This window comes from Azohydromonas caseinilytica, from assembly GCF_012927045.1.
GTDB lineage: Bacteria > Pseudomonadota > Gammaproteobacteria > Burkholderiales > Burkholderiaceae_C > Azohydromonas > Azohydromonas caseinilytica.
This window is the reverse complement of the sequence record NZ_JABBFW010000015.1, coordinates 89,905-110,211: the sequence shown is the minus strand read 5'-3', so window position 1 is coordinate 110,211 and position 20,307 is coordinate 89,905. Positions and strand designations below refer to the sequence as shown.

The 20,307-nt window shown below is 71.1% G+C and carries 14 protein-coding genes, 1 pseudogene and 1 riboswitch; of the genes and pseudogenes, 1 reads left to right on the top strand and 14 read right to left on the bottom strand.

The genetic code is table 11. The annotated features are described in order from the left end of the window. Positions 1-19: 19 nt before the first annotated feature. Positions 20-964, top strand: a complete 945-nt coding sequence (locus HHL10_RS19525; protein ID WP_169162069.1) for a LysR family transcriptional regulator — start codon at positions 20-22, stop codon at positions 962-964. On the opposite strand, the gene HHL10_RS19520 is transcribed toward HHL10_RS19525, so the two are convergent. The 14 genes and pseudogenes from HHL10_RS19520 to HHL10_RS19455 form a co-directional block, all read right to left on the bottom strand. Then, positions 934-3,309, bottom strand: coding sequence for a DUF6351 family protein (locus HHL10_RS19520; protein ID WP_169162068.1), 2,376 nt, complete (start codon positions 3,307-3,309; stop codon positions 934-936). The genes HHL10_RS19525 and HHL10_RS19520 overlap by 31 nt on opposite strands. Positions 3,310-3,924: 615 nt before the next feature. After that, positions 3,925-5,748, bottom strand: a complete 1,824-nt coding sequence (gene atzF / locus HHL10_RS19515; RefSeq protein WP_169162067.1) for an allophanate hydrolase — start codon at positions 5,746-5,748, stop codon at positions 3,925-3,927. After that, the gene (gene uca / locus HHL10_RS19510) at positions 5,745-9,398 is read right to left on the bottom strand and encodes an urea carboxylase (protein WP_169162066.1); all 3,654 of its coding nucleotides are present in this window, start codon (positions 9,396-9,398) and stop codon (positions 5,745-5,747) included. Before uca ends, atzF begins: the two co-directional genes overlap by 4 nt. A gap of 111 nt (positions 9,399-9,509) precedes the next feature. Beyond that, a complete protein-coding gene (locus HHL10_RS19505; RefSeq protein ID WP_310734637.1) occupies positions 9,510-10,151 on the bottom strand; it encodes an urea amidolyase associated protein UAAP2 in 642 nt (213 codons plus the stop codon). 32 nt (positions 10,152-10,183) lie between these two features. Next, on the bottom strand, positions 10,184-10,882 hold the full coding sequence (locus tag HHL10_RS19500; RefSeq protein WP_235971667.1) for an urea amidolyase associated protein UAAP1: 699 nt from the start codon (positions 10,880-10,882) through the stop codon (positions 10,184-10,186). A 125-nt stretch (positions 10,883-11,007) separates the two neighbouring features. After that, complete coding sequence (locus HHL10_RS19495) at positions 11,008-11,892, bottom strand: ABC transporter ATP-binding protein (protein WP_169162063.1); 885 nt, start codon at positions 11,890-11,892, stop codon at positions 11,008-11,010. 7 nt (positions 11,893-11,899) lie between these two features. Further along, a complete protein-coding gene (locus tag HHL10_RS19490; RefSeq protein WP_169162062.1) occupies positions 11,900-12,682 on the bottom strand; it encodes an ABC transporter permease in 783 nt (260 codons plus the stop codon). 9 nt (positions 12,683-12,691) lie between these two features. Next, complete coding sequence (locus HHL10_RS19485; protein ID WP_169162061.1) at positions 12,692-13,708, bottom strand: ABC transporter substrate-binding protein; 1,017 nt, start codon at positions 13,706-13,708, stop codon at positions 12,692-12,694. 55 nt (positions 13,709-13,763) lie between these two features. After that, positions 13,764-13,885: riboswitch (guanidine-I (ykkC/yxkD leader) on the bottom strand. 286 nt (positions 13,886-14,171) lie between these two features. After that, entirely contained in the window at positions 14,172-14,354 is a 183-nt protein-coding gene (locus tag HHL10_RS19480) for an aldehyde dehydrogenase family protein (RefSeq protein ID WP_310734635.1), read from the bottom strand. Between the two features lie 35 nt (positions 14,355-14,389). Beyond that, positions 14,390-14,650, bottom strand: a pseudogene (locus HHL10_RS30645) (amidohydrolase family protein); the annotation flags it as partial. A gap of 157 nt (positions 14,651-14,807) precedes the next feature. Beyond that, positions 14,808-15,557 carry a transporter substrate-binding domain-containing protein gene (locus HHL10_RS19470; protein WP_169162060.1) on the bottom strand — a complete coding sequence of 250 codons (750 nt, stop codon included), beginning with the start codon at positions 15,555-15,557 and terminating at the stop codon, positions 14,808-14,810. Positions 15,558-15,579: 22 nt separating this feature from the next. Further along, entirely contained in the window at positions 15,580-18,225 is a 2,646-nt protein-coding gene (gene acnA, locus HHL10_RS19465; RefSeq protein WP_169162059.1) for an aconitate hydratase AcnA, read from the bottom strand. 21 nt (positions 18,226-18,246) lie between these two features. After that, on the bottom strand, positions 18,247-19,305 hold the full coding sequence (locus HHL10_RS19460) for a lactonase family protein (RefSeq protein WP_169162058.1): 1,059 nt from the start codon (positions 19,303-19,305) through the stop codon (positions 18,247-18,249). A gap of 4 nt (positions 19,306-19,309) precedes the next feature. Beyond that, entirely contained in the window at positions 19,310-20,284 is a 975-nt protein-coding gene (locus tag HHL10_RS19455; RefSeq protein ID WP_169162057.1) for a Bug family tripartite tricarboxylate transporter substrate binding protein, read from the bottom strand. Positions 20,285-20,307: the final 23 nt, after the last annotated feature.

The following is a 20,307-nucleotide window of genomic DNA, read 5'->3' as shown; positions in this document are numbered from 1 at the left end:
CGCTCACCCGACCGATGCCATGTCCAAGCCCGACCTGAACCTGCTCTTCACCCTCGATGTCCTGCTCAGCGAGGGCAGCGTGGCGCGCGCCGCGCGGCGCCTGCAGCTGAGCCCGTCGGCCATGAGCCGCACCCTGGCGCGGCTGCGCGAGACCACGGGCGATCCGCTGCTGGTGCGCGCCGGGCGCGGCCTGGTGCCCTCGCCGCGGGCGCTGGAGCTGCGCGAGCGGGTGCGGCAGATCGTGCAGGACGCCGAGGCGGCGCTGCGCCCGGCGCGCGATCTGGACCTGGGCCGGCTGGAGCGGACATTCACCTTGCGCACCAGCGACGGCTTCGTGGAGACCTTCGGGCCGGCGCTGATCGAGCGCGTGGGCGCGGAGGCGCCCGGCGTGACGCTGCGCTTCGTGCCCAAGCCGGACAAGGACAGCACGCCGCTGCGCGACGGCAGCGTCGATCTGGAAACCGGCGTGCTGGGCAAGGCGACAGGGCCGGAGCTGCGCGCGCAGGCGCTGCTGCGCGACCGCTTCGTCGGCGTGGTGCGCCCGGGCCACCCGCTGGGCGAAGGCGAGGTCAGCCCCGAGCGCTATGCCGCCGGGCGGCACGTCGGCATCGTCCGTCCGGCACCCGGCCTGGGACCGATCGACACGGCCCTGGCGGCCTTGGCGCTACGGCGCAGGATCGCCACCCTGGTCGGCGGCTTCTCGCCCGCGCTGGCGCTGGCCCGCGCCACCGATCTCATCGCCACCGTGCCGGAGCGCCACACGGCCGGGCTGCGTGCCGGGCTGCTGCACTTCCCGCTGCCGCTGGCCTTGCCGGAGATCACGGTGTCGCTGCTGTGGCATCCGCGGCTGGAAGCGGATGCGGCGCACCGCTGGCTGCGCGGGTGCGTGCGGGCGGTGTGCGCGCAAGAAGTGGGCGGGGCGCCACCGCCACCTCAGGGCCGCGCTCGATCCCCCTTGCCGTAGTCGCAGACGCCCTGCGGGAACATGCGCTTGAGCCGCGCCACCGCGGCGGCGTCGGGCTGCCAGGGGGCATAGGTGCCGTCGGCCAGGGCCTGGTCCACGCTCTTGAGCGCGCAGCGGAAGACGCTGCCGTCGAAGGGGGCGCCGGCCACCGTGCGCGAGGTGCCGAACATCGGGAAGGCGCGCGTGCAGGCGCCCGCGGGCTTGTCGTCGAGGATGCCGTTCCAGACCTCGGGGCCCGCGTGCAGGAGCCGGCCCTGGGCGTCGAAGCAGCTGTCCACGGCGCGCGCGGGGCGGTTCTGCGCCACGCTCTTGTCCGGGTTGGCGCGGATGTTGGCCAGCCATTCCTCCATCACCGCCAGCGCCCGCAGGCTCTGGTCCGGCCTGGCCACGCCGGGGCGCGAGTCGGTGAACCAGATCACCAGGTGCTCGGCGCTGCCCAGCGCCTGCCGCACGCGCTGGCGCACCACGAAGCTCTGGCGCACGTTGTGCATGTCCAGCTCGCGCTCCAGGTAGAAGCGGTGGTCGATGGCCGGCAGCGGCATGTGGCCGGTGAACACCGTGCCCGAGGTGTAGGCGGCGCGCATGGCGTTGAGGTTGCCCACGGTGCGCGGCGCCGGCCGGTAGTTGGTCCAGCCCAGGTTCATGTTGCGCCGGCTCCACGGGTCGAACAGCGCCGGGTTCTCCACCGCCATCGCGCCCGTGATGCCGGGCAGCAGCGGATAGCCCTCCTGCACCATCTCCTTGGGCTGCTTCCAGCCGCCGACCTTCCAGTTCAAGTCCAGGAACTCCTGCGGCGTGATCGCGCCCCGCTTCAGGCTCTCCAGCCCGTACTGCACGCCCACGTTGTCCCAGGTGGTGCGCGGCTGGCCCTCCTTGTCCACGCCGTAGATGTTGCGCAGGTTGTCGTAGTGGGTCCACTGCACCGTGTCCATGAGGCCCGGCGGCTCCATGAGCTCGTCGTTGGTGGCGCCGCCGTAGCGCGGGTTCATGAACCAAGCCTGCCGGCCGCGCCAGGAGCGCGAGCATTCGGTGAAGCCGGTGCTCATGCTGGCGCCGGCCAGGCCGATGCGCGGCTTGATGGCGCTCATCCGGTCGGTCGGCCCCGGCTCGCCATTGAGGCCGATCAGCAGCGAGCGCGCCTTGGCCTGCGACCAGCGCGGGTTGTCGCGGTCGGTCACGTCCATGTAGTGCTCCAGCAGCTCGCAGTCGCCGACGTAGAGCATCTGCGTGACGATGTCGGGGTAGCTCTGCGACGGCAGCACCGCGTCCAGGATGCCGGGGTGGTTCTGCGCCAGGAAATACTGCTGCACGGCGCCGCCCGACCCGCCGTAGCCCACGGTGTACAGCGGCAGGCCGTAGCGTTCGATGAAGCGCTCGCGGGTCATGATCGCGGTCTCGGCGGCGACCTGCAGGTTGTACTGGGTGCGGGTGTTGTTGCCGCTGCTGACCACGATGGCATGGCCCTGGCTCAACAACTCCGGCGCCATCGCGCCGTTGGGCATCGAGCCCTGCGTGTGGCCCACCCCCACGCCGCCCTGGAAGTAGTACACGAGGCGCCCGTTCCACAGCCGGGTGTCGGGCCGCGCCGGGTTCTCGCCGAGCGGCGCCAGCATCGCGAAGCTGTAGAGGAAGCGGTTGATGGTGCCGCGCTCCTGGCGCACCACGAAGTCCACCTGGCGGCCGTCGGCCAGGGTGATGGTGCTGATGTCGGCCGGCCGGGAGCCGTTGAGCGGCAGCCGCCGCCAGAGCTCGCCGGTGGAGCGGTACCAGTAGGTGGTGAAGGTCTCGATCGAGCAGTCCTTGCTGTAGCCGATCTTGTCGCCCTTCGCATTGAGCACCGGGAAGCCCGGCGGGCTGGCGGCGTCCACCAGCGGCTGGCGGCCGACCTGGTGGGTGGTGCAGACGAAGGGCTGCTGCTGCGGACCGGAGAACATCGGCCCGGTGATCGGGTAATTGGTGAGCGTGAGCGAGGCCAGCACGACGCGGCGGCCAGCCTGCTTCAGCACCAGCCGGTTGTTGCCCTTGGCCAAGCCGGTGACCACGCCCTCCAGGCGGTCACCGTCGCTGTCGAGCTGCAGCCGCGCCTTGGCGCCGTTGACCCACAGCTCCAGCTGCTCATGCAGGGCGCGCGGCGCGCGCAGCTCGATGCGGGCATCGCCGCCCGACACGTACTGCGCCGGGCTGGACAGCACGCGCAGCGCGAAGCCCTCCTCGGCGAGGCCGGCGCCCGCCTGCTGCCCCGACTCGCGGCTTCCCGCCGCCGGCTCACCCGGCGAGCCCCCACCGCAGGCGGCGACGATCAGGGGCAAGGCAGCCAGGGCGGTGCGCGGTCTCAGGCGGGTCATGCAGCTCCTCCGTCCGTGGTCCCGGAACGCCGCAGCTCCTTGCGCGACACGCCGGCCGGCGCAGGCAAGGTGCCGTCGGAGCGGAGTGTGAGAAGCCGCTCCGGCCCGGGATCGATGCCCACGGATCGTGCCGCCCCCGGCCGCGGGCCGTTTGTGACCTCGTGCGCGCTGTGTATCAAGGCATGCGGAGCGGTCCGGAAAGGCCCCCGGCTGGTGGCCTCCCGCGCCGCAATGGCATGCCGGATGCTGGGCGCGCCTTTTCAGCGCATGCCCGAGGCCGGGGCCCGGGCCGAACCCGGGAGTGCCGGGCGAGCCGCCCGGTTGTGGCGTGGCCGGGCCGCTGGCACCTTCGCCGCCATGAAGTTTTTGCTCTTTAGCCTCGCCACGGGCATCAGGCAGCGGCTCGTGGTGTGGCGCCGGCGTTGGCACCAACGCTCGCAACCTCCTTCCTTCGCACCGGAATGCCGCCGGGTGCGCAAGGCGCGGTACCGCAGCGCCAGGAGTGCAATCACCACGGCCGCGCCGCAGCGGCTCACACCATCGGCGGCACGGGGCGGACACGGCAGCGCCTGAGGCTTCCGTCCAGCCACCCCGGCGCTCCCGGGCGGAAACGGATCACCCGGCGCGCGATGCCAGGAACGCCCGCCAGCCGCCGAACCGCGTGATCTCCTGTGCCCCCGCCACGCCGAGGGGCTCGCAGATGAAACCGGGGACGCGGCTGCCGTCGGCCAGCAGCGTGGTCCCGATGCCCAGCGGCGCCGGGATGCCGGCCACGAAACTGCCGAAATGGCGCGCGGGCAGCTCCCACACCTCCACCTCGATCGCGGCGCCCTCCTCGCCTTCCGACACGCGCACCAGCCCCGGCCGCAGCGGCGGGCCGCCAGCCAGGGCGTAGAAGCGGTATTCGGGCGCGGTGCGGGTGCGCGCCACCAGCCGCGCGCCGCGCTGCGTGAGCTGCCCATTCAGCGGCTGCCCCTCCAGGTGCGCACCGCACACCGCCACCCGCACCTGCCCCGAGGGCACGGCCGGCGCGACCGCCTCGGCCGGCGGCAGCGGCGCGCCGGTGGCGCCCAGCGTCGCGGCCCGGCCCGTGAGCAAGCGCTGCCAGCGCGCCGCCGCGTGCAGCAGCGGCACGTCCTGGTGCGCCGGGGCGAACAGCGTCACGCCGAAAGGCAGCCCGGCCGCGGTGAAACCGGCCGGCACCGCCACGGCGGCGTAGTCCAGCAGGTTCATGAAGTTGGTGTAGAGGCCCAGCTCGGTGTTGCGCTGGATCGGCTCGGCCAGCATCGCGTCGATCGTCGGATGCGTGGGCGCGCTGGGCGTGATCACGGCATCGACCCGCGCCCACACCGCGTCGCACACCCGTTTCAGCTCGCGCAGCCGGTATTGCGCCGCGAAGGCATCGGCCGCCAGCGGTGCCTTGCCGCCCAGGGTGATCTCGCGCGTCACCGGAAACAGCGCTTCCGGCTTGGCCTCGATGAAGGAACGGATGGCCTGGTAGCGCTCCGCCACCCAGGGCCCGCCATAGAGCAGCCGCGCGGTTTCCAGGAAGGGTCCGAAATCGATCTCGACCAGCTCGGCGCCCAGTGACTGCGCATGCGCCAGCGCAGCCTCGAAGGCGTCGGCATAGGCCCGGTCGCCGAAGAACTCGCGCTGATCGGGCCGCGGCACGCCCAACCTGAAGCTGGGAGCGCGGCCAAAGTCGAAGCCATGCGGCTCGGCCGGGCGGGCGTAGGCATCCGCCGGATCGAAAGCCTGGGCCACGGCGAAGATGCGGTGCGCGTCCTCGGCGGTCAAGGCGAACACCGAGATCGTGTCCAGCGTGCGGCAAGCCGGCACCACGCCGCGCGCCGACAGCAGCCCGAGGCTGGGTTTCAGGCCGACGAGGTGGTTGAAGGCGGCCGGCACGCGGCCGGAGCCGGCCGTGTCCGTGCCCAGGCTGAAGGACACCTGCCCCAGCGCCACGCTGACGGCCGAGCCCGAGCTGGAGCCGCCGGAGACGCGCTCCGGGTCGAAGGCGTTGCGGCAAGCGCCATAGGGCGAGCGCGTGCCGTTCAGGCCGGTGGCGAACTGGTCCAGGTTGGTTTTTCCCACCGGGATCGCGCCGGCGTCGACCAGGCGCTGCACCACGAAAGCGGAGTCTCTGGGCACATAGGCGAAGTCCGGGCAGGCCGCCGTGGTCTGTATTCCGGCGAGGTCGATGTTGTCCTTCACCGCGAAGGGAATGCCGTACAGCGGCAGCGTGGCCGGGTCGCGGTCCGCCAGCGCGGCCACGCGCGCCTGCAGCGCCTCGGCTGGCTCGACATGAATCCAGGCGTGATGCGCATCGGAGCCGATGCGGCGCAGCACCTCCGCCATCACCCGGGCCGGCGTCACGGCGCCCGACAGGTAGGCCGCGCGCAGCGTGGCCAGGTCAAAGGAAAGCTCTTGCAGCTTCATGCGGTCACCTCTTGCGTTGCCTCGGCGGCTTCCAGCACCACCACGTCCTGCCCGGCGCTCACCGCGCCGCCCTCGCGGCAATGGAGCCGCCACACGCGCCCGCCGCAGGGCGCCAGCACCTGGAATTCCATCTTCATGGACTCCACCACCAGCAGCGGCTGGCCCTCCTCCACCTCGTCGCCTTCCGCAACGAGCAGTTTCCACACGCTGCCCGGCACGGCGCTGGCAACGGCGCGCGCGCCCGGCGGCAGGTCGCCATCAGGCGTTGCGGCTGCAACTTCAGCTTCGCCCACGTACTCCGCTTGGCCCGCGGCGCGCCAGCGCTCGCGCTCGGCCTCGAAGGCCGCCTGCTGGCGCTGCTTGAAGTCCGCGATGGACGCGGCCTCGCGCTCCAGGAAAGCCCGGTATTCGCCCAGGCTGAAATGCCCCTCCTCGATGCGCAGGCGGTAGCGGCCGGCGGGGAAGTCGCGGCGAATCTTCAGCAGCTCCTCCTGGCTGACCGGAAAGAAGCGCACCTGGTCGAAGAAGCGCAGCAGCCAAGGCTTGCCGGCCTCGAACTCGACGGCGCCCTGGCGCTCGTCGCGCCAGCGGTTCCACATCTGCAGCGTGCGGCCCACGAACTGGTAGCCGCCGGGCCCTTCCATGCCGTAGACGCACATGTAGGCGCCGCCGATGCCCACCGCGTTCTCCGGCGTCCAGGTGCGCGCCGGGTTGTACTTGGTGGTGACGAGGCGGTGCCGCGGGTCCAGCGGCGTGGCCACCGGCGCACCCAGGTAGACGTCGCCCAGCCCCATCACCAGGTAGCTGGCCTCGAAGACGGTGCGGTACACGTCCTCGATGCTTTCCAGCCCGTTGATGCGCCGGATGAACTCGATGTTGCTCGGGCACCAGGGCGCGTCCGGCCGCACCGACTGCATGTACTTCTCGATCGCCAGCTTCGTGGCCGGGTCGTCCCAGGACAACGGCAGCCAGACGGTGCGTGTAGGCACTTCAATTTGGTCCACCGCCGGCAGCGCGTGCTCGGCGGCAATGAGCGCCTTCAACAGCACCGCGCGCGGCAGCCGCTTCGGGTCGAAATGCAGCTGCAGCGAGCGGATGCCGGGCGTCATGTCCACGATGCCGGGCAGCCGGCCCGCGTCGCGCTCGGCCTGCAGCGCCTGCTGCAGGGCGTGCACGCGGAAGCGCAGCTCGATGTCCAGCACCAGCGGGCCGTATTCCAGCAGCAGGTAGCGGTCGCCGGCCTGGCGGATCGCCATCGCCGGCAGCTCGCCCTCGGCCGGCTCGCTGTAGATCACCGGGCTCAGCGCCGCCGCAATCTCCGCCGGCGCCGTGCCCGCCGGCAGCTCCGCCAGCGGTTCAGCGAGGGAATGCACCAGCGCGTCCTGCGCATCCTGCAGCGCCTGGGCCTCCTCCAGGCTGACGCAGCGGAAGCGCAGCTTGTCGCCAGGGCGCAATTGCCCCAGCTTCCAGCGCTCGGCGCCGACCACCACGCCCGGGCAGACGAAGCCGCCCAGGCTGGGGCCGTCCGGGCCGAGGATCACCGGCATGTCGCCGGTGAAATCGATGGCGCCGATGGCATAGGCGTTGTCGTGGATGTTGGAGGGGTGCAAGCCCGCCTCGCCGCCGTCGGGCCGTGCCCACTGTGGCTTGGGGCCGATCAGGCGCACGCCGGTGCGGCTGGAGTTGTAGTGCACCTCCCAGTCGGTGCCGAACACGGCCTCGATGTCCGCGGGCGTGAAGAAGTCCGGCGCGCCATGCGGGCCGTACAGCACGGCGATGTCCCAGTGGCGCGTGAGTGGCGGGCGCAGCGCGGCGGGCAGTGCCGGTGCCGGCGAGCCGGCCACGTCATCTCCCATGTGCAGCATGTCGCCCGCGCGCAGCGTGCGCCCGGCATGGCCGCCGAACTGGCCCAGCGTGAAGGTGGAGCGGCTGCCCAGGTACAGCGGCAGGTCCAGCCCGCCCTGCACCGCCAGGTAGCTGCGCGCGCCGGCGCCCTCGACGGCCCCGAGCTTGAGCACGCTCCCGGCCGGCACGGTGCGCGGCTCGTACAGCGGGAAAGGCTGCCCGTCCAGCGTGGCCGCCATGGGCGCGCCGGTGACGGCCACCAGCGCGTCGGCATGGAAACGCAGCGTCGGGCCGGTGAGCGTGCATTCCAGCGTCGCGGCCTCAGGGGCGTTGCCTACCAGCCGGTTCGCCAGGCGGTGCGCCAGCTCGTCCATGGGGCCGGAGGGCGGCACGCCGATGTCCCAGTAGCCGCTGCGGCCGGGCCAGTCCTGCACGGTGGTCTGCACGCCGGGCTCCAGCACCTCGAAGGCCTGTGGCTTCCAGGCGATGCCGCCCAGCGTGCGCGTCAGCACCCGGCCCTGGACGAAAGTGTCGTCGGCAGCCAGCGCGCGCAGGTAGCGCAGGTTGGTCTCGATGCCGCCCAGCCGCGTCTGCTCCAGCGCGCGCTGCAGCTTCTCGACGGCCTCCTCGCGCGTGCCGCCGGTGACGATCAGCTTGGCGATCATCGGGTCGTAGTGCGGCGGCACCTCGCTGCCGGTCTCGACCCAGGTTTCCACCCGCGCGTCCTCCGGGAAGACGACCTCGGTCAGCAGCCCGGCACAGGGCTGGAAGTTGCGCGCGGGATCTTCCGCGTACAGCCGCACCTGGATGGACGCGCCTTGCGGCTCGGGCGCCATCAGCTCGAAGCGCTCGCCACGCGCGAGCTGCACCATCCAGGCCACCAGGTCCGTGCCCGTGACCTGCTCCGTCACGCCGTGCTCGACCTGCAGCCGCGTGTTCACTTCCAGGAAGTAGAAGGCGCCGGACTGCGCGTCCAGCACGAACTCCACCGTGCCGGCGGAGCGGTAATTGACGGCCTTGCCGAGTCGCACCGCCGCGTCCAGCAGCGCCGGGCGGGTGGCGGGAGCGAGGTGCGGCGCGGGCGTTTCCTCGATCACCTTCTGGTTGCGGCGCTGCGCCGAGCAGTCGCGCTCGCCCAGGGCGACCACGTGGCCTTCGCCGTCGCCGAAAAGCTGCACCTCGATGTGGCGCGCCTGCTCGACGAACTTCTCCAGGAACAGGCCGGCGTCCTTGAAGTTGGCGCGCGCCAGGCGCTCCACCGCCTCCCAGGCCGTATCCAGCTCGGCCTCGCTGCGCACCAGCCGCATGCCGATGCCGCCGCCGCCAGCGGTGCTCTTGAGCATCACGGGGTAGCCGATGCGCGCGGCCTCGCGCCGGGCTTCGGCCGCGTCACTCAGCAGCGCGCTGCCGGGCAGCAGCGGCACGCCGTGGGTTTCGGCCAATTCGCGAGCCGTGTGCTTGAGGCCGAAAGCGCGCATCTGCGCGGCGGTGGGGCCGATGAAGGCGATGCCGGCGTCCTCGCAGGCCTGGGCGAAGCCGGGGTTCTCGGACAGAAAGCCGTAGCCGGGGTGGATGGCGCCGGCGCCGGTTTCGCGCGCAACCGCCAGGATGCGCTCGGCGTCGAGGTAGCTCTGCGCCGCGGGCGCGGGGCCGATGCACACGGCCTGGTCGGCCAGGGCGACATGGCGCGAATCGGCGTCGGCCTCGGAATACACGGCCACGGACTTCAGACCCAGGACACGCAGCGTGCGGATGATGCGGCAGGCGATGGCACCGCGGTTGGCGATCAGGACGGTGTCGAACATGGAAACGGCCTCGTCGGCGCTGGCGGGTCGTCCCGCCGGGGATTCATGTGCGCAGCCGGGTCGTCCCGGCTGGCCGGCACGCTGCGGGTGCCGGGTACGAGGTCTAGCGGGTTAGGCGTTCCAGAGCAGGAAGCGCGCGGGCGTCGGGTTGTAGGCGTTGCACGGGTTGTTGAGCTGCGGGCAGTTGGACACCAGCATCCACAGGTTCATCTCGGCGCGCAGTTCCACGTACTTGCCCGGCGCCGAGACGCCGTCCGCGAACTGCAGGCCGCCTTCGGGCGTGACCGGCACGTTCATGAAGAAGTTGAGGTTGGGCACCAGGTCGCGCTTGCCCAGGCCGATGTCGGCCTGCTGCAAGGCCAGCAGGTAGTTGTCCCTGCAGCTGTGCATGAACTTCTTCTGCAGCGCGTAGCGCACGGTATTGCTCTCCGACGCGCAGGCGCCGCCCAGCGTGTCGTGGCGTCCGCAGGTGTCGGCCACGATGGTCAGCATGGCGCGGCCCTCATTGGAGACCAGCACCGAGTCCGTCGTCAGGTAAATGCCGCCCTGGCGCAGCATGGTGTCGGTGGCGCTGTAGTGCTCGGCCGGGTCGTCGCGGTTGTAGAAGATCACGTCCACGGCCTGGTTGCCTTCCAGGTCCACGATGCGCAGCGTCTGCCCCTTCTCGATCGCAAGCAGGTAGGGCTCGCCCGCGGGCAGCGTGTGGTCGTGCACGGCGTGGGCCGGGTCCAGGGGGCTCTCGCGCAGGCGGATGGCGGTGGCGGAAGTCATGGCTCTTTGCTCCCTCACAGGTACATCAGATCAGCGTTGTGCATCGCACGCGCGCACTCCGGGCGGAAGCGGCGGCAATGGTCATCCGCGGGCGCCGGGCCGGAGCGCCAGGCTGCCAGCCCCACCTTCTTCGGCGCATACGCGGGCGACGGGTCCAGCGGATGCGGCGCGGTGCTGAAGGCGATCAGCGTGTCCATGTCGAAGCGCACTTCCACTTCCGCCCCGGCCGGCGCGTGGTCGGGCACATAGTGAAAGCGGCCCTCCTCGTCCACGCGGACCTTGGAAAAGAAGTTCACCGGCGCGATCAGGTCGCGCTTGGAGAGACCATGCTTGCCGATCTCGATCAGCAGCCCGTCCTTGCCGCTGCGGTACATGGCGTTGCGGTGGATCTGGAACGGTTGCGTGCCGTACTTGCCTGCCAGCCGCCCGGCGTCCAGCAGCGCGCCCAGCGGGTCGTGCCAGCCCAGGCTGTCGCGGGTGATGGAGGCCAGCGCGCGGCCCATGTCGCTCATCAGCACGTGGCCGCGCGTGTAGTGCGCGGTGTGCTGGGCCTTGAGCGAGTCGGGCATGTTGTAGCGCTCCAGCTTCTCGCGCGCCGAGTACAGGACGAGGCTGAAGTTGGCGCCGGCTTCGAGCGCGACCATGCGCAGCCGGCTGCCGCGCGGCATCACGGCCGACCAGTGGCCGCCGCCGGGCACGATCTCGCTCCACATCACGCGCGCGGGGTCGAGGTCCGCGGCGAAGCGGCGCCAGTGCGGGATGGCATCCACCGGCTCGGCCAGCGGGGGGTTGTCCAGGGTGTCGTTCCAGGCTTCCATGGATGAGGCTCCTTGAGTCGTCACAGGCCGGCGCCGTCGGGCGACGCGCTGAGCTTCTGCAGCAGTTCGAGATCGGTGCGCATGCCGGAGGTGTCGCGGATGCGGTCGAGGATGGTTCGCTTGAGGCCCAGGAACGCGGGCGAGAGCTTCATGTCCTGGCTGCGGCGCGCGGGCAGCGGCACCTCGTGGATGCTGTCGATGCGCCCGGGCCGGGGCGCCATCAGCACCACGCGGTGGCCCAGGTAGATCGCCTCCCCCACGTCGTGCGTGACGAAGACGACGGTGCTCTTCTCCTGGCGGTGCACATGGGCGATGAGGTCGTGCATCACCTCGCGCGTCTGCGCGTCCAGCGCGCCGAAGGGTTCGTCCATCAGCACGATGGGCGGGCGGCTCATCAGCGCGCGGGCAATCGCCACGCGCTGCTGCATGCCGCCGCTGAGCTGGTTCGGGTACGCCTTGGCGACGCTGGTCAGGCCCATCAGCTGCAGCAGCGCATCGGCGCGGCCGGAAGCCGCCTCCACGTCGGCGCTGGTGCGGTCCTTCGTATGCGCCTTGAGCTGGCGCGTGAAGCGGATGTTCTCCAGCACCGTCAGCCACGGGTACAGGCTGTAGTGCTGGAACACCATGGCACGGTCCGGGCCGGGTCCGGTGACCGGCGTGCCGTCGACGCTGAGCGTGCCGCGGCTGTGCGTCTCCAGGCCGGCGAGCGTGCGCAGCAGCGTGGACTTGCCGCAGCCCGAGGCGCCGACCAGGGTGACGAACTCGTTCTCGCGCACCTGCAGGTTCACGTCCTGCAGCGCGGGCGTTTCAACCCCGGGATAGAACTTCCACAGTCCGGCGCACTCGATCAGCGGCGCCGCTTTGTCGGATGCGGCCGCATCGGCCTTGAAGAAGGGAATGCTCATGTCCATCTCAATGCCGTCCTTTGAGCCACGGGAAAGCGCGGCGGTGTACGAGCCGGAAGACTTGATCGATGGCCAGGCCGATGAGGCCGATCAGCAGGATGCCGGCGAAGATCTTGTCGGTCTGCAGGAAGCGCTGCGCCTTCAGGATGGCGAAGCCCAGGCCCGAGTTGGCGGCCACCAGCTCGGCGACCACGAGGTAGGTCCAGGCCCAGCCCATGGTCACGCGCAGCGTGTCCAGCAGCGCGGGCTTGGCGCTGGGGATGATCACCTTCTCGACGATCTCGGTGCGCGTGGCGCCCATGGTCTGCGCGGCCTCGATCTGCGCCATGGGCACGCGGCGCACGTCCTCGGCCACCATCAGCACCATCTGGAAGAAGGTGCCGATGAAGATGATGGCGACCTTGGCGCCCTCGTCGATGCCCACCCACAGCATCACCAGCGGGATGAAGGCCACGGCCGGCATGTAGCGGATGAAGTCGGTCAGCGGCTCCAGCAGCGCCTGCACCGCCCGCCAGGTGCCGATGAACAAGCCCAGCGGCAGCGCGATCAGCGCCGACAGCGCCCAGCCCGCCACCACGCGCATCACGCTGATGCCGGTGTCGGCCAGCAGGTTGTCGTCCAGGGCCCAGCTGCGGATGCGCTCCAGCACCTGGCCCGGGCCGGGCAGGAACACCGGATCGACCCGGCCCAGCGCGGCCAGCAGCGCCCAGGTGAGCAGCGGCAGCAGCAGCCCGGCCACGGCGAGCGCGCCGTAGACGCCGCGCGGAATGGCTTGGCGGATGGCCAGCATGGCGGCCCCTTACGGCTTGACGTTGAGGGCTTCGGCCAGCAGCGAGCCGTCCAGGCCGCGCGCCACCTCGGGCTGGCCCTCGACCAGCTTGTGCTGCGTCAGGAAGCCGTTGATGGTGGGCGCCACCGCCGTCAGCGACAGCGGGTTGTTGGCGTCGAAGGCGGCCTTGTTGGCGGCGGCGTCGAAGAACCTGGTGCCGGGCAGGAACACCTTGTAGTCGGCCGGCGGCAGGCTCACCACCTTGGCCATGATCTTCACCGCCTCGTCGGGCTGCTTGGCGATGTAGTCCACGGTGTCGAACCAGGCGCGGATCATGCCGACCAGGTCCTTGCGCTTGGCCTGGATCGCCTTGTCCTGCGCCACCAGCAGGTCCGGGATCAGGCCCGGCATGTCCCTGGAGGTGAACAGCGGCCGGCCCTTGCCGCTCTTCTCGATCTGGCTGACCCAGGGGTTCCACACCACGGCGGCCTCGACGCGGCCGGTCATGAACGCCGCGGCGGCATCGCCGGCGGAGAGGTTGACGATCTTCACGTCATTGGGCTTGAGCCCGTTGCGCGCCAGCGCGTTGGCCAGCACGAAGTGCGAGATGCTGTACTGCTCCAGCGCAACCGACTTGCCCTTGAGGTCCGCGAAGGACTTCACCTTCGGGCTGACCATCAGCGCATCGTTGCCCGAGGAGTTATCGTTGACCAGGATGGCCTTGAGCGGCAGGCTCTTGGCCAGCGGACCCATGGTGTCGGACCAGGTCTGCGAGTTGGCATCGAGCTGGCCGGTGGACAGCGCGGCGATGGAGTCGCTGTAGTTGGCGAACCAGACCAGCTTGACGTCGGCGCCATGCTTCTTGAAGAAGCCCTTTTCCTGCGCGACGTACCAGGCGACCCAGCCCGTCCAGTCCGACACGCCCACCTTGACCTCGGCGGCGGCCGGTAGGGGCAGTGCGGCGGCACCGGCGATGCTCAACGCGGTGCCGATCACGGCGGCGCGGCGCGACAGGGGCCGCAGGATGGATGGCAGGACTCGACGCATGGCAGGCTCCAGAGGGCGGAATGGACATGGCGAGAGGGCACCTCTTGCGAAGTGGACCTCCCGGGCTTTTGTCCCGCCGTGGAGCCTGCGTCGATGAACGGTCGCCACAGGCCGATGGCTCTCGGACCAGTCAGGGTGCGCACGCAGCGAACCCCCGGAACCCTAGCCATCATCTGAAGGCACGGCGCACGCGCCGTCCCTCTCTTGAAGCCTGATTCGCAAGACCGGTGCCAGCGTCACCGAGGAGCGCGGCAGGGCGCGCACTCCGGAGAAATGCGCCGTCAGGGCGCCGCAGCGCACCAGCCTTGTGCGACCGGCGGCCCGGCGCACACCGCGCTGGTGCGTGCGGCTGGCCGGTGGGCCACGGCGCCAGCGGCTCCGGTGCTCATTTCCAAGCTGCCGTGTCGGCCCGGGTTCCGTCGATGAAGGGCAGCGCCCCTGTCCGGTCGATGCCCGTGCGCGCTTAGGCCTTGCCCGCGGCCCAATAGGTGCGGACGTTGCAGAACTCGCGCACGCCGGCGGCGGCCAGCTCGCGGCCGTAGCCCGACTTCTTGGTGCCGCCAAAGGGCACGCGCGCATCCGAGGCGGTGATGGCGTTGATGAAGGCCGTGGCGCCCACCGAGGGCCCCACCAACCCGAGCCCCACAGCAGCCGATCGGGCCGGGCCCGGATGAGCGCCTGGGCCAGCGGCGCCAGGTCGGCGTGGTGCGGCGCGTCGTTCGACGCCCGGTAGAAGGCCGAGAGCTTCAGCCCAACGCGGCCCGTGGCCAGCAACGCCAGCAGCGTGCGCAAGGGCGGCTGCCCCGCGTCGCCATCGCTCGCGCGCAGCCCGCCGAAGTGGTCCAGCACCAGCGGCACGCGAAAGGCTTGCAGCGCCTGGGCCACGGTCGGCAGCAGCGACGCCGCGCAGTGCACCTGCGCGCACCAGCCCGGCAGGTCCACGACGGCGGTGATGGTCGTACGAAGATAAGCCTGCCCTGGACAGCGAGGGGCCGCCGGCTGACGCTGGCCAGCTCGACGGGCCGTTTGCGGCGCGGCCGGATGGCCCGGCCGCGCGATGTCTTGATGGGCGAGCCGTCCCGGTGGGCGGCTCTGCTCGTCACCCGGCGTTGCCGGCAGGCGCCACCGAGGCGCCCTGGATGCCGTGGCGCGCCAGCGCCCGGGCCACGAAGCCGCTGGCCTTCATCTCCTCGACGAAGGCGGCCAGCGCCTGCGCCGCGGCTGTACCGCGGCTCTTGGGCACGCCCATGGCCTGCCGGATGACCATGAAGCGACCGCCCAGCAGCCGCAGCCCACCGATGCGCGCCGCATCCGCTTCGAGCTGCTGCTTCACGCCTGCGGCCACGTCGGCCGCCTCGCCCAGCGCCATGAAGGTATCCACCACCGTCGGCGAAGTCGGCGAGCGCTCGATGCGTGCCTGCTTGAGCTCGCGAGTGAGGAACAGGTCGTAGGCGCTGCCCTTGCCGACCACCACCACGTGCCCCGCCTGGTCCACCTCCTCGTTGGCACGGATGGGCGAGCCCTCGCGCACCAGGTAGCAGCCCTCGATGAGCACATAAGGGCCGGTGAAGGCGATGTCCGCGCCGCGCATCGGGTCGATGGCGAAGAAGCCGATGTCGGCACGCTCCTGCGCCACCACCTCCACCGACTTGCCCGCGGCATCCACCACGACGAGCTCCAGCTCGACGCCCAGACGCCGGGCCAGCTCGGTGGCCAGGTCCACGGAAGCGCCCTTGGCGGCACCGGTGGCCGCGTCCTGGCCGGCCAGGATGGGGTTGCCCAGGTTGATGGAAGCGCGCAGCCGGCCGGTGGGTGCGAAGGCAGCGACGAGGTCCTTGTCGAGGTTCATGGTGCGACTCTCTGGTGGTGGCTCAGGCGTGGGCGGGCTGGGCGGCACCGCCCCGTTCGGCGATGGTCTTCTTGAGGATGGAGGGAATCACCCCGCCGTCGCGCAGCAGCGCCACCTCCAGCTGCGTCTCCACCGCGGCGGTGGCCATGAGCGTTTCCACGCGGCCGTCGCGGCGCAACACGCGCACCGGCACCGCGCAGCGTGGCGACAGCGCTTCGGGCTGCGCGTCGATCTCGATACGGTCGCCCGGCTGCAGCTGCAGCGACTTCGGATCGGCCCCTTGAGGCAGCCGCAGCGGCAGGATGCCCATGCCGATGAGGTTCGAGCGGTGGATGCGTTCGAAGCTCATGGCCAGCACGGCACGGATGCCCAGCAGGCGCTGGCCCTTGGCGGCCCAGTCGCGCGAGGAGCCGGTGCCGTAGCGCTCCCCCGCCACCAGCACCACGGACTCGCCCGCCTCGCGGTAGCGCTGCGCGACTTCCCAGATCGGCCGCACCTCGCCGCTGGGCACGTGCAGCGTGTGCGCCACCGGCATGCCCGGCTGGAGCAGGTTCACCAGCGACTTGCTGTGGAAGGCCGCGCGCAGCATCACCTCCCAGTTGCCGCGCCGCGATGCGAAGACGTTGAGGTCGTGGCGGTCGTTGCCGCGCTCCACCAGGAAGTCCGCCACCAGGCTGTCCGGCGGGATGGCGCTGGCCGGGGAGATGTGATCGGTGGTCACGTCGTCGCCCACCACCAGCAGCGGCTGGGCGCGGTAGTGGCCGAGCTGGCTGCCCTCCTCCACCGAGGCAAAGGGCGGGCGGCGCAGCGCCGTGGACTTCGGGTCCCAGGGGAAACGGTCTCCCGCGGGCGCCTGCAGCGCCTGCCACATCGGGTTGGCGCTGGCGATCGCGAACTCGCGCTTGAAGTCCTCGCGGTCCAGCGCCTGCGCCATGTGCAGCGCGACTTCCTCGCGCGTGGGCCACAGCATGGCCAGCGACACCGGCTCGCCATCGGGCGCGACCTGCACCGGCTCCCGGCTCAGGTCGATCTCGGCATTGCCCGCCAGCGCGAAGGCGATCACCAGCGGCGGCGACATCAGGAAGCCCAGGTCCAGGTCCGGGTGCACGCGGCCGGGGAAGTTGCGGTTGCCCGAGATCGCGGCCACCGGGTGGATCGTGCCCCTGGCGCGCTCCTCGCGGATCACGTCCGGCAGCGGACCCGGATTGCCGATGCAGGTGGCGCAGCCATAGCCGACGATGTCGAAGCCCACCGCCGACAAATCCTCGATCAGGCCCGCGCGCTCCAGGTACGCCGCCGCGGCCGGGGAGCCGGGCGACAGCGAGGTCTTCACCCAGGCCGGCACTTTCAATTCGCGCTGGCGCGCCTTGCGCGCGAGCAGCCCGGCGGCGATCAGCAGCACGGGGTCGGAGGTGTTGGTGCAGCTGGTGATGGCCGCCACCGCCACCGGGTGACGCGGCATCTGCGCGTGCGGGGCGGTAGGCGTGAAGCCGCGCGCGGCCAGCACGCGGCCGGCATCCGAGTACGCCAGCAGGTCCTGCGGACGCTGCGGGCCGGCGATGTGCAGGCCCACCGCGCCCAGGTCGATCTCGATGCCGCGCGTGAAGCGCAAACGGGCCTCGGGATCGAACCACAGGCCCGCACGCTGCGTGTAGGCCTCCACCAGCGCGACATGGTCCGAGGAGCGCCCCGTGGTGCGCAGGTAGTCCAGCGTCTGCGCGTCCACGGCAAAGAAGCCCGTGGTGGCACCGTACTCGGGCGCCATGTTGGCCACCACCGCGCGCTCGCCCGCCGTGAGCGTGGACACACCGGGCCCGTGGAACTCGACGAACTCGCCCGACACGCCGATGGCGCGCAGCCGCTGCGTCACCGTCAGTGCCAGGTCGGTGGCCAGCACGCCCGGGCGCAGGGCACCGGTCAGGCGTACGCCGATCACGTCCGGGATGCGCAGCATGGTGGGCATGCCGAACATCACCGTCTGCGCTTCCAGCCCGCCCACGCCCCAGCCCAGCACGCCAATGCCGTTGACCATGGGCGTGTGGCTGTCGGTGCCCAGCATCACGTCGGGCACGGCCCAGGTTTCACCGGCGCGCTGCTCGGTGGTCACCACCGTGGCAAGCTGCTCCAGGTTGATGGTGTGCATGATCCCGGTGCCCGGCGGGTTGATGCGCACGCCGCGCAGCGCCTTGGAGGCCCAGCGCAGGAAGCAGTAGCGCTCACTGTTGCGCCGCAGCTCGTGCTGCAGGTTCAGCTGCGGGGCGTCGCGGCGGCCGTAGACCTCGACGGCCAGCGAGTGGTCCACCGACACGTCCACCGGCAGCCGCGGGTTGAGCACCGCCGGGTCGATGCCGGCCTCGGCCAGCGCGTCGCGCATGGCGGCGACGTCCACCAGCGCCGGGGTGCTGGTGGTGTCGTGCATCAGCACGCGCCCGGGCTGGAAGGCGATCTCGGCCTCGCTCGTGCCGCGCTCCAGCCAGCCCAGGATCGCCGCCACCGCGGCCTCGCGCTCGCTGCCCTGCAGGTGGCGCAGCACATTTTCCAGCAGCAGCCTCAGCACGGTGGGCAGCTGGAACAGCCGCTCGCCGAAGAGCGCGGGCAGGTCGATGAAGCGGGCGTCGGCACCGTTGACGGTGAGCCGGCCGGCGAGCTGGGCGGGATCGATGGACATGGGACTGCGAATGGAAAAAGTTCAAGCCGCCGAGAACACCATGCACACCGGGCTGCCGGTGGACACGGCCTGGCCGGTGGGCGAAAGCCGGCCGGTCTCGGCATCGACGGCGAAGGCGACGATGCTGTCGCTGTCCTCGTTGAGCGCGTACAGCAGGCGGCCGTCGGGCGACAGCGTGAAGGCGCGCGGCGTGCGGCCCTGCGTCGGCGTGGCCTCGATGAAGCTCAGCTGCCCCGTGGCCGCGTCGATGCGGAACACGGCAATGCTGTCGTGGCCACGGTTGGAGGCGTACAGGTGCCGCCCCGTGGCGTCGATGGCGATGGCCGCGGCGCGGCTGTTGCCCGTGTAGTCGAAGGGCAGCATGGGCAGCCACTGGAAGGGCGTGAGCGCCCCCGTCGCCGCGTCGAAGCCGTAGGCCGTGACGGTGGAGTCCAGCTCGTTGACCACGTAGGCCCAGGGCCGCTGCGGGTGGAAGGCCAGGTGCCGCGGCCCGGCGCCTTCGCGCGCCTCGACGAAGGGCGGATCACAAGGAACCAGGCGCCCGTTCTCGAAGCGCAAGCTCCAGGTCCGGTCGCAGCCCTTGTCCGGCACCAGCACGAAGCGCCCCGACGGGTCGAAGGCGTTGTAGTGCGGCTTGGGCTGTTTTTGCTCGACGCGGTGCGGGCCGGTGGGGCCGTCCACCTTGACGAGCTGGCTCAGCGGCTGCAGCGAGCCGTCCTCGGCCAGCGGCAGCACGGCGAGGCTGGCGCTGATGTGGTTCGTCACCACCAGGAAGCGGCCGCTGTCGTCCAGCGCCAGGTGCACCGGGTTCTTGCCCTCGGTGCTCTGGCGGTTGATGAAGCCCAGCCGGCCCGTGGCACGGTCCACGGCGAAGGCGCTGACTTCCGTCTCGTCGCCATGCACGGTGTAGAGCCGGGTGCCGTCGCGGCTGAGCGCAAGGTACGAGGGGTTGACCAGGTCGCGCACCAGCTGCACCAGCGTCAGGGCGCCGTCGGCCGCGACCTCGAACACGCTCAGGCCGTCGCCCCGGGCGTTGCGCTCGCGGGTGGTGCGGCAGCCGACATAGGCGTAAGTCGTCATCAGCTCACTCCATCCGGATGCCCTTGGCCTTGATCAGCGCGCCCCAGCGCCTGGATTCGGCCTCGATGAAGGCGCGGAATTCCTCGGGGCTGCCGCCGCCGACCACGTTGCCGGGTCCGCTGATCTTCTCGCGCAGCGCCGGGTCGGACAGGGCCTGGTTGAAGGCCTGGTTGAGCTTTTGCACCACCGGCTGCGGCGTGCCCTTGGGCGCGATGATGCCCAGCCAGTTCGACACCGTGACCTGCGGGTAGCCCAGCTCGGCCATGGTGGGGACGTCGGGCAGGCTGGGCAGGCGCTTGTCGCTGGTGACGGCCAGCGCGCGCGTCTTGCCGGCCTGGATGGAAGGCAGCGCGGCGTAGGTCTGCTCGAACATCATGTCGATCTCGCCGGAGAGCAGCGCGTTGGCCGCCGGGCCGCCGCCCTTGTAAGGCACGGCCAGCATGTTCAGGCCGGCGGCGTCCTCCATCAGCTCGGCCGAGAGGTGGTGCGCGCCGCCGGTCCCGGCATTGCCGATGGAGATGGCTCCGGGCTTGGCCTTGGCCGCGGCCACCACGTCCTTGAAGCTCTTGAAGGGCTTGTCAGCACGCGTCACCAACACCAGCGGCGCCTTCTCGATCAGCACCACCGGCACGAAGTCCTTCGGGTTGAAGTTGATCTTCGGGAACAGCGACGGGTTCACCGCCAGCGGTCCCATGGCGCCGATGCCCAGGGTGTGGCCATCCGGCGCGGCGCGCGAGACGAACTCGTGGCCGATGTTGCCGCTGGCGCCGGGCTTGTTGTCCACGACGATGGTCTGCTTGAGGATCTGGCCCACCGGGACGCCGAGCTGCCGGGCGCGCAGGTCGTTGTTGCCACCGGCCGAGAAGGACACGATCAGCGTGACAGGCTTGCTGGGGTACTCCTGGGCCTGGACAGCCACCGCACCGGCGCCCAGCAGGGCGAAGGAGACGGCACGGGCAAGAAGGTGGCGGCGTTGCATGGTCATCTTTCTTGGCAAACAGG

Excerpts from the sequence above, each read along its gene's own strand:
- uca (WP_169162066.1), bottom strand. The coding sequence starts at position 9,398 with ATGTTCGACACCGTCCTGATCGCCAACCGCGGTGCCATCGCCTGCCGC.
- HHL10_RS19490 (WP_169162062.1), bottom strand. The coding sequence starts at position 12,682 with ATGCTGGCCATCCGCCAAGCCATTCCGCGCGGCGTCTACGGCGCGCTC.
- HHL10_RS19470 (WP_169162060.1), bottom strand. The coding sequence starts at position 15,557 with ATGAACCTCGACAAGGACCTCGTCGCTGCCTTCGCACCCACCGGCCGG.
- HHL10_RS19520 (WP_169162068.1), bottom strand. The coding sequence starts at position 3,309 with ATGACCCGCCTGAGACCGCGCACCGCCCTGGCTGCCTTGCCCCTGATC.
- HHL10_RS19455 (WP_169162057.1), bottom strand. The coding sequence starts at position 20,284 with ATGCAACGCCGCCACCTTCTTGCCCGTGCCGTCTCCTTCGCCCTGCTG.
- HHL10_RS19500 (WP_235971667.1), bottom strand. The coding sequence starts at position 10,882 with ATGTGGAGCGAGATCGTGCCCGGCGGCGGCCACTGGTCGGCCGTGATG.
- atzF (WP_169162067.1), bottom strand. The coding sequence starts at position 5,748 with ATGAAGCTGCAAGAGCTTTCCTTTGACCTGGCCACGCTGCGCGCGGCC.
- acnA (WP_169162059.1), bottom strand. The coding sequence starts at position 18,225 with ATGTCCATCGATCCCGCCCAGCTCGCCGGCCGGCTCACCGTCAACGGT.
- HHL10_RS19460 (WP_169162058.1), bottom strand. The coding sequence starts at position 19,305 with ATGACGACTTACGCCTATGTCGGCTGCCGCACCACCCGCGAGCGCAAC.
- HHL10_RS19485 (WP_169162061.1), bottom strand. The coding sequence starts at position 13,708 with ATGCGTCGAGTCCTGCCATCCATCCTGCGGCCCCTGTCGCGCCGCGCC.
- HHL10_RS19495 (WP_169162063.1), bottom strand. The coding sequence starts at position 11,892 with ATGAGCATTCCCTTCTTCAAGGCCGATGCGGCCGCATCCGACAAAGCG.
- HHL10_RS19525 (WP_169162069.1), top strand. The coding sequence starts at position 20 with ATGTCCAAGCCCGACCTGAACCTGCTCTTCACCCTCGATGTCCTGCTC.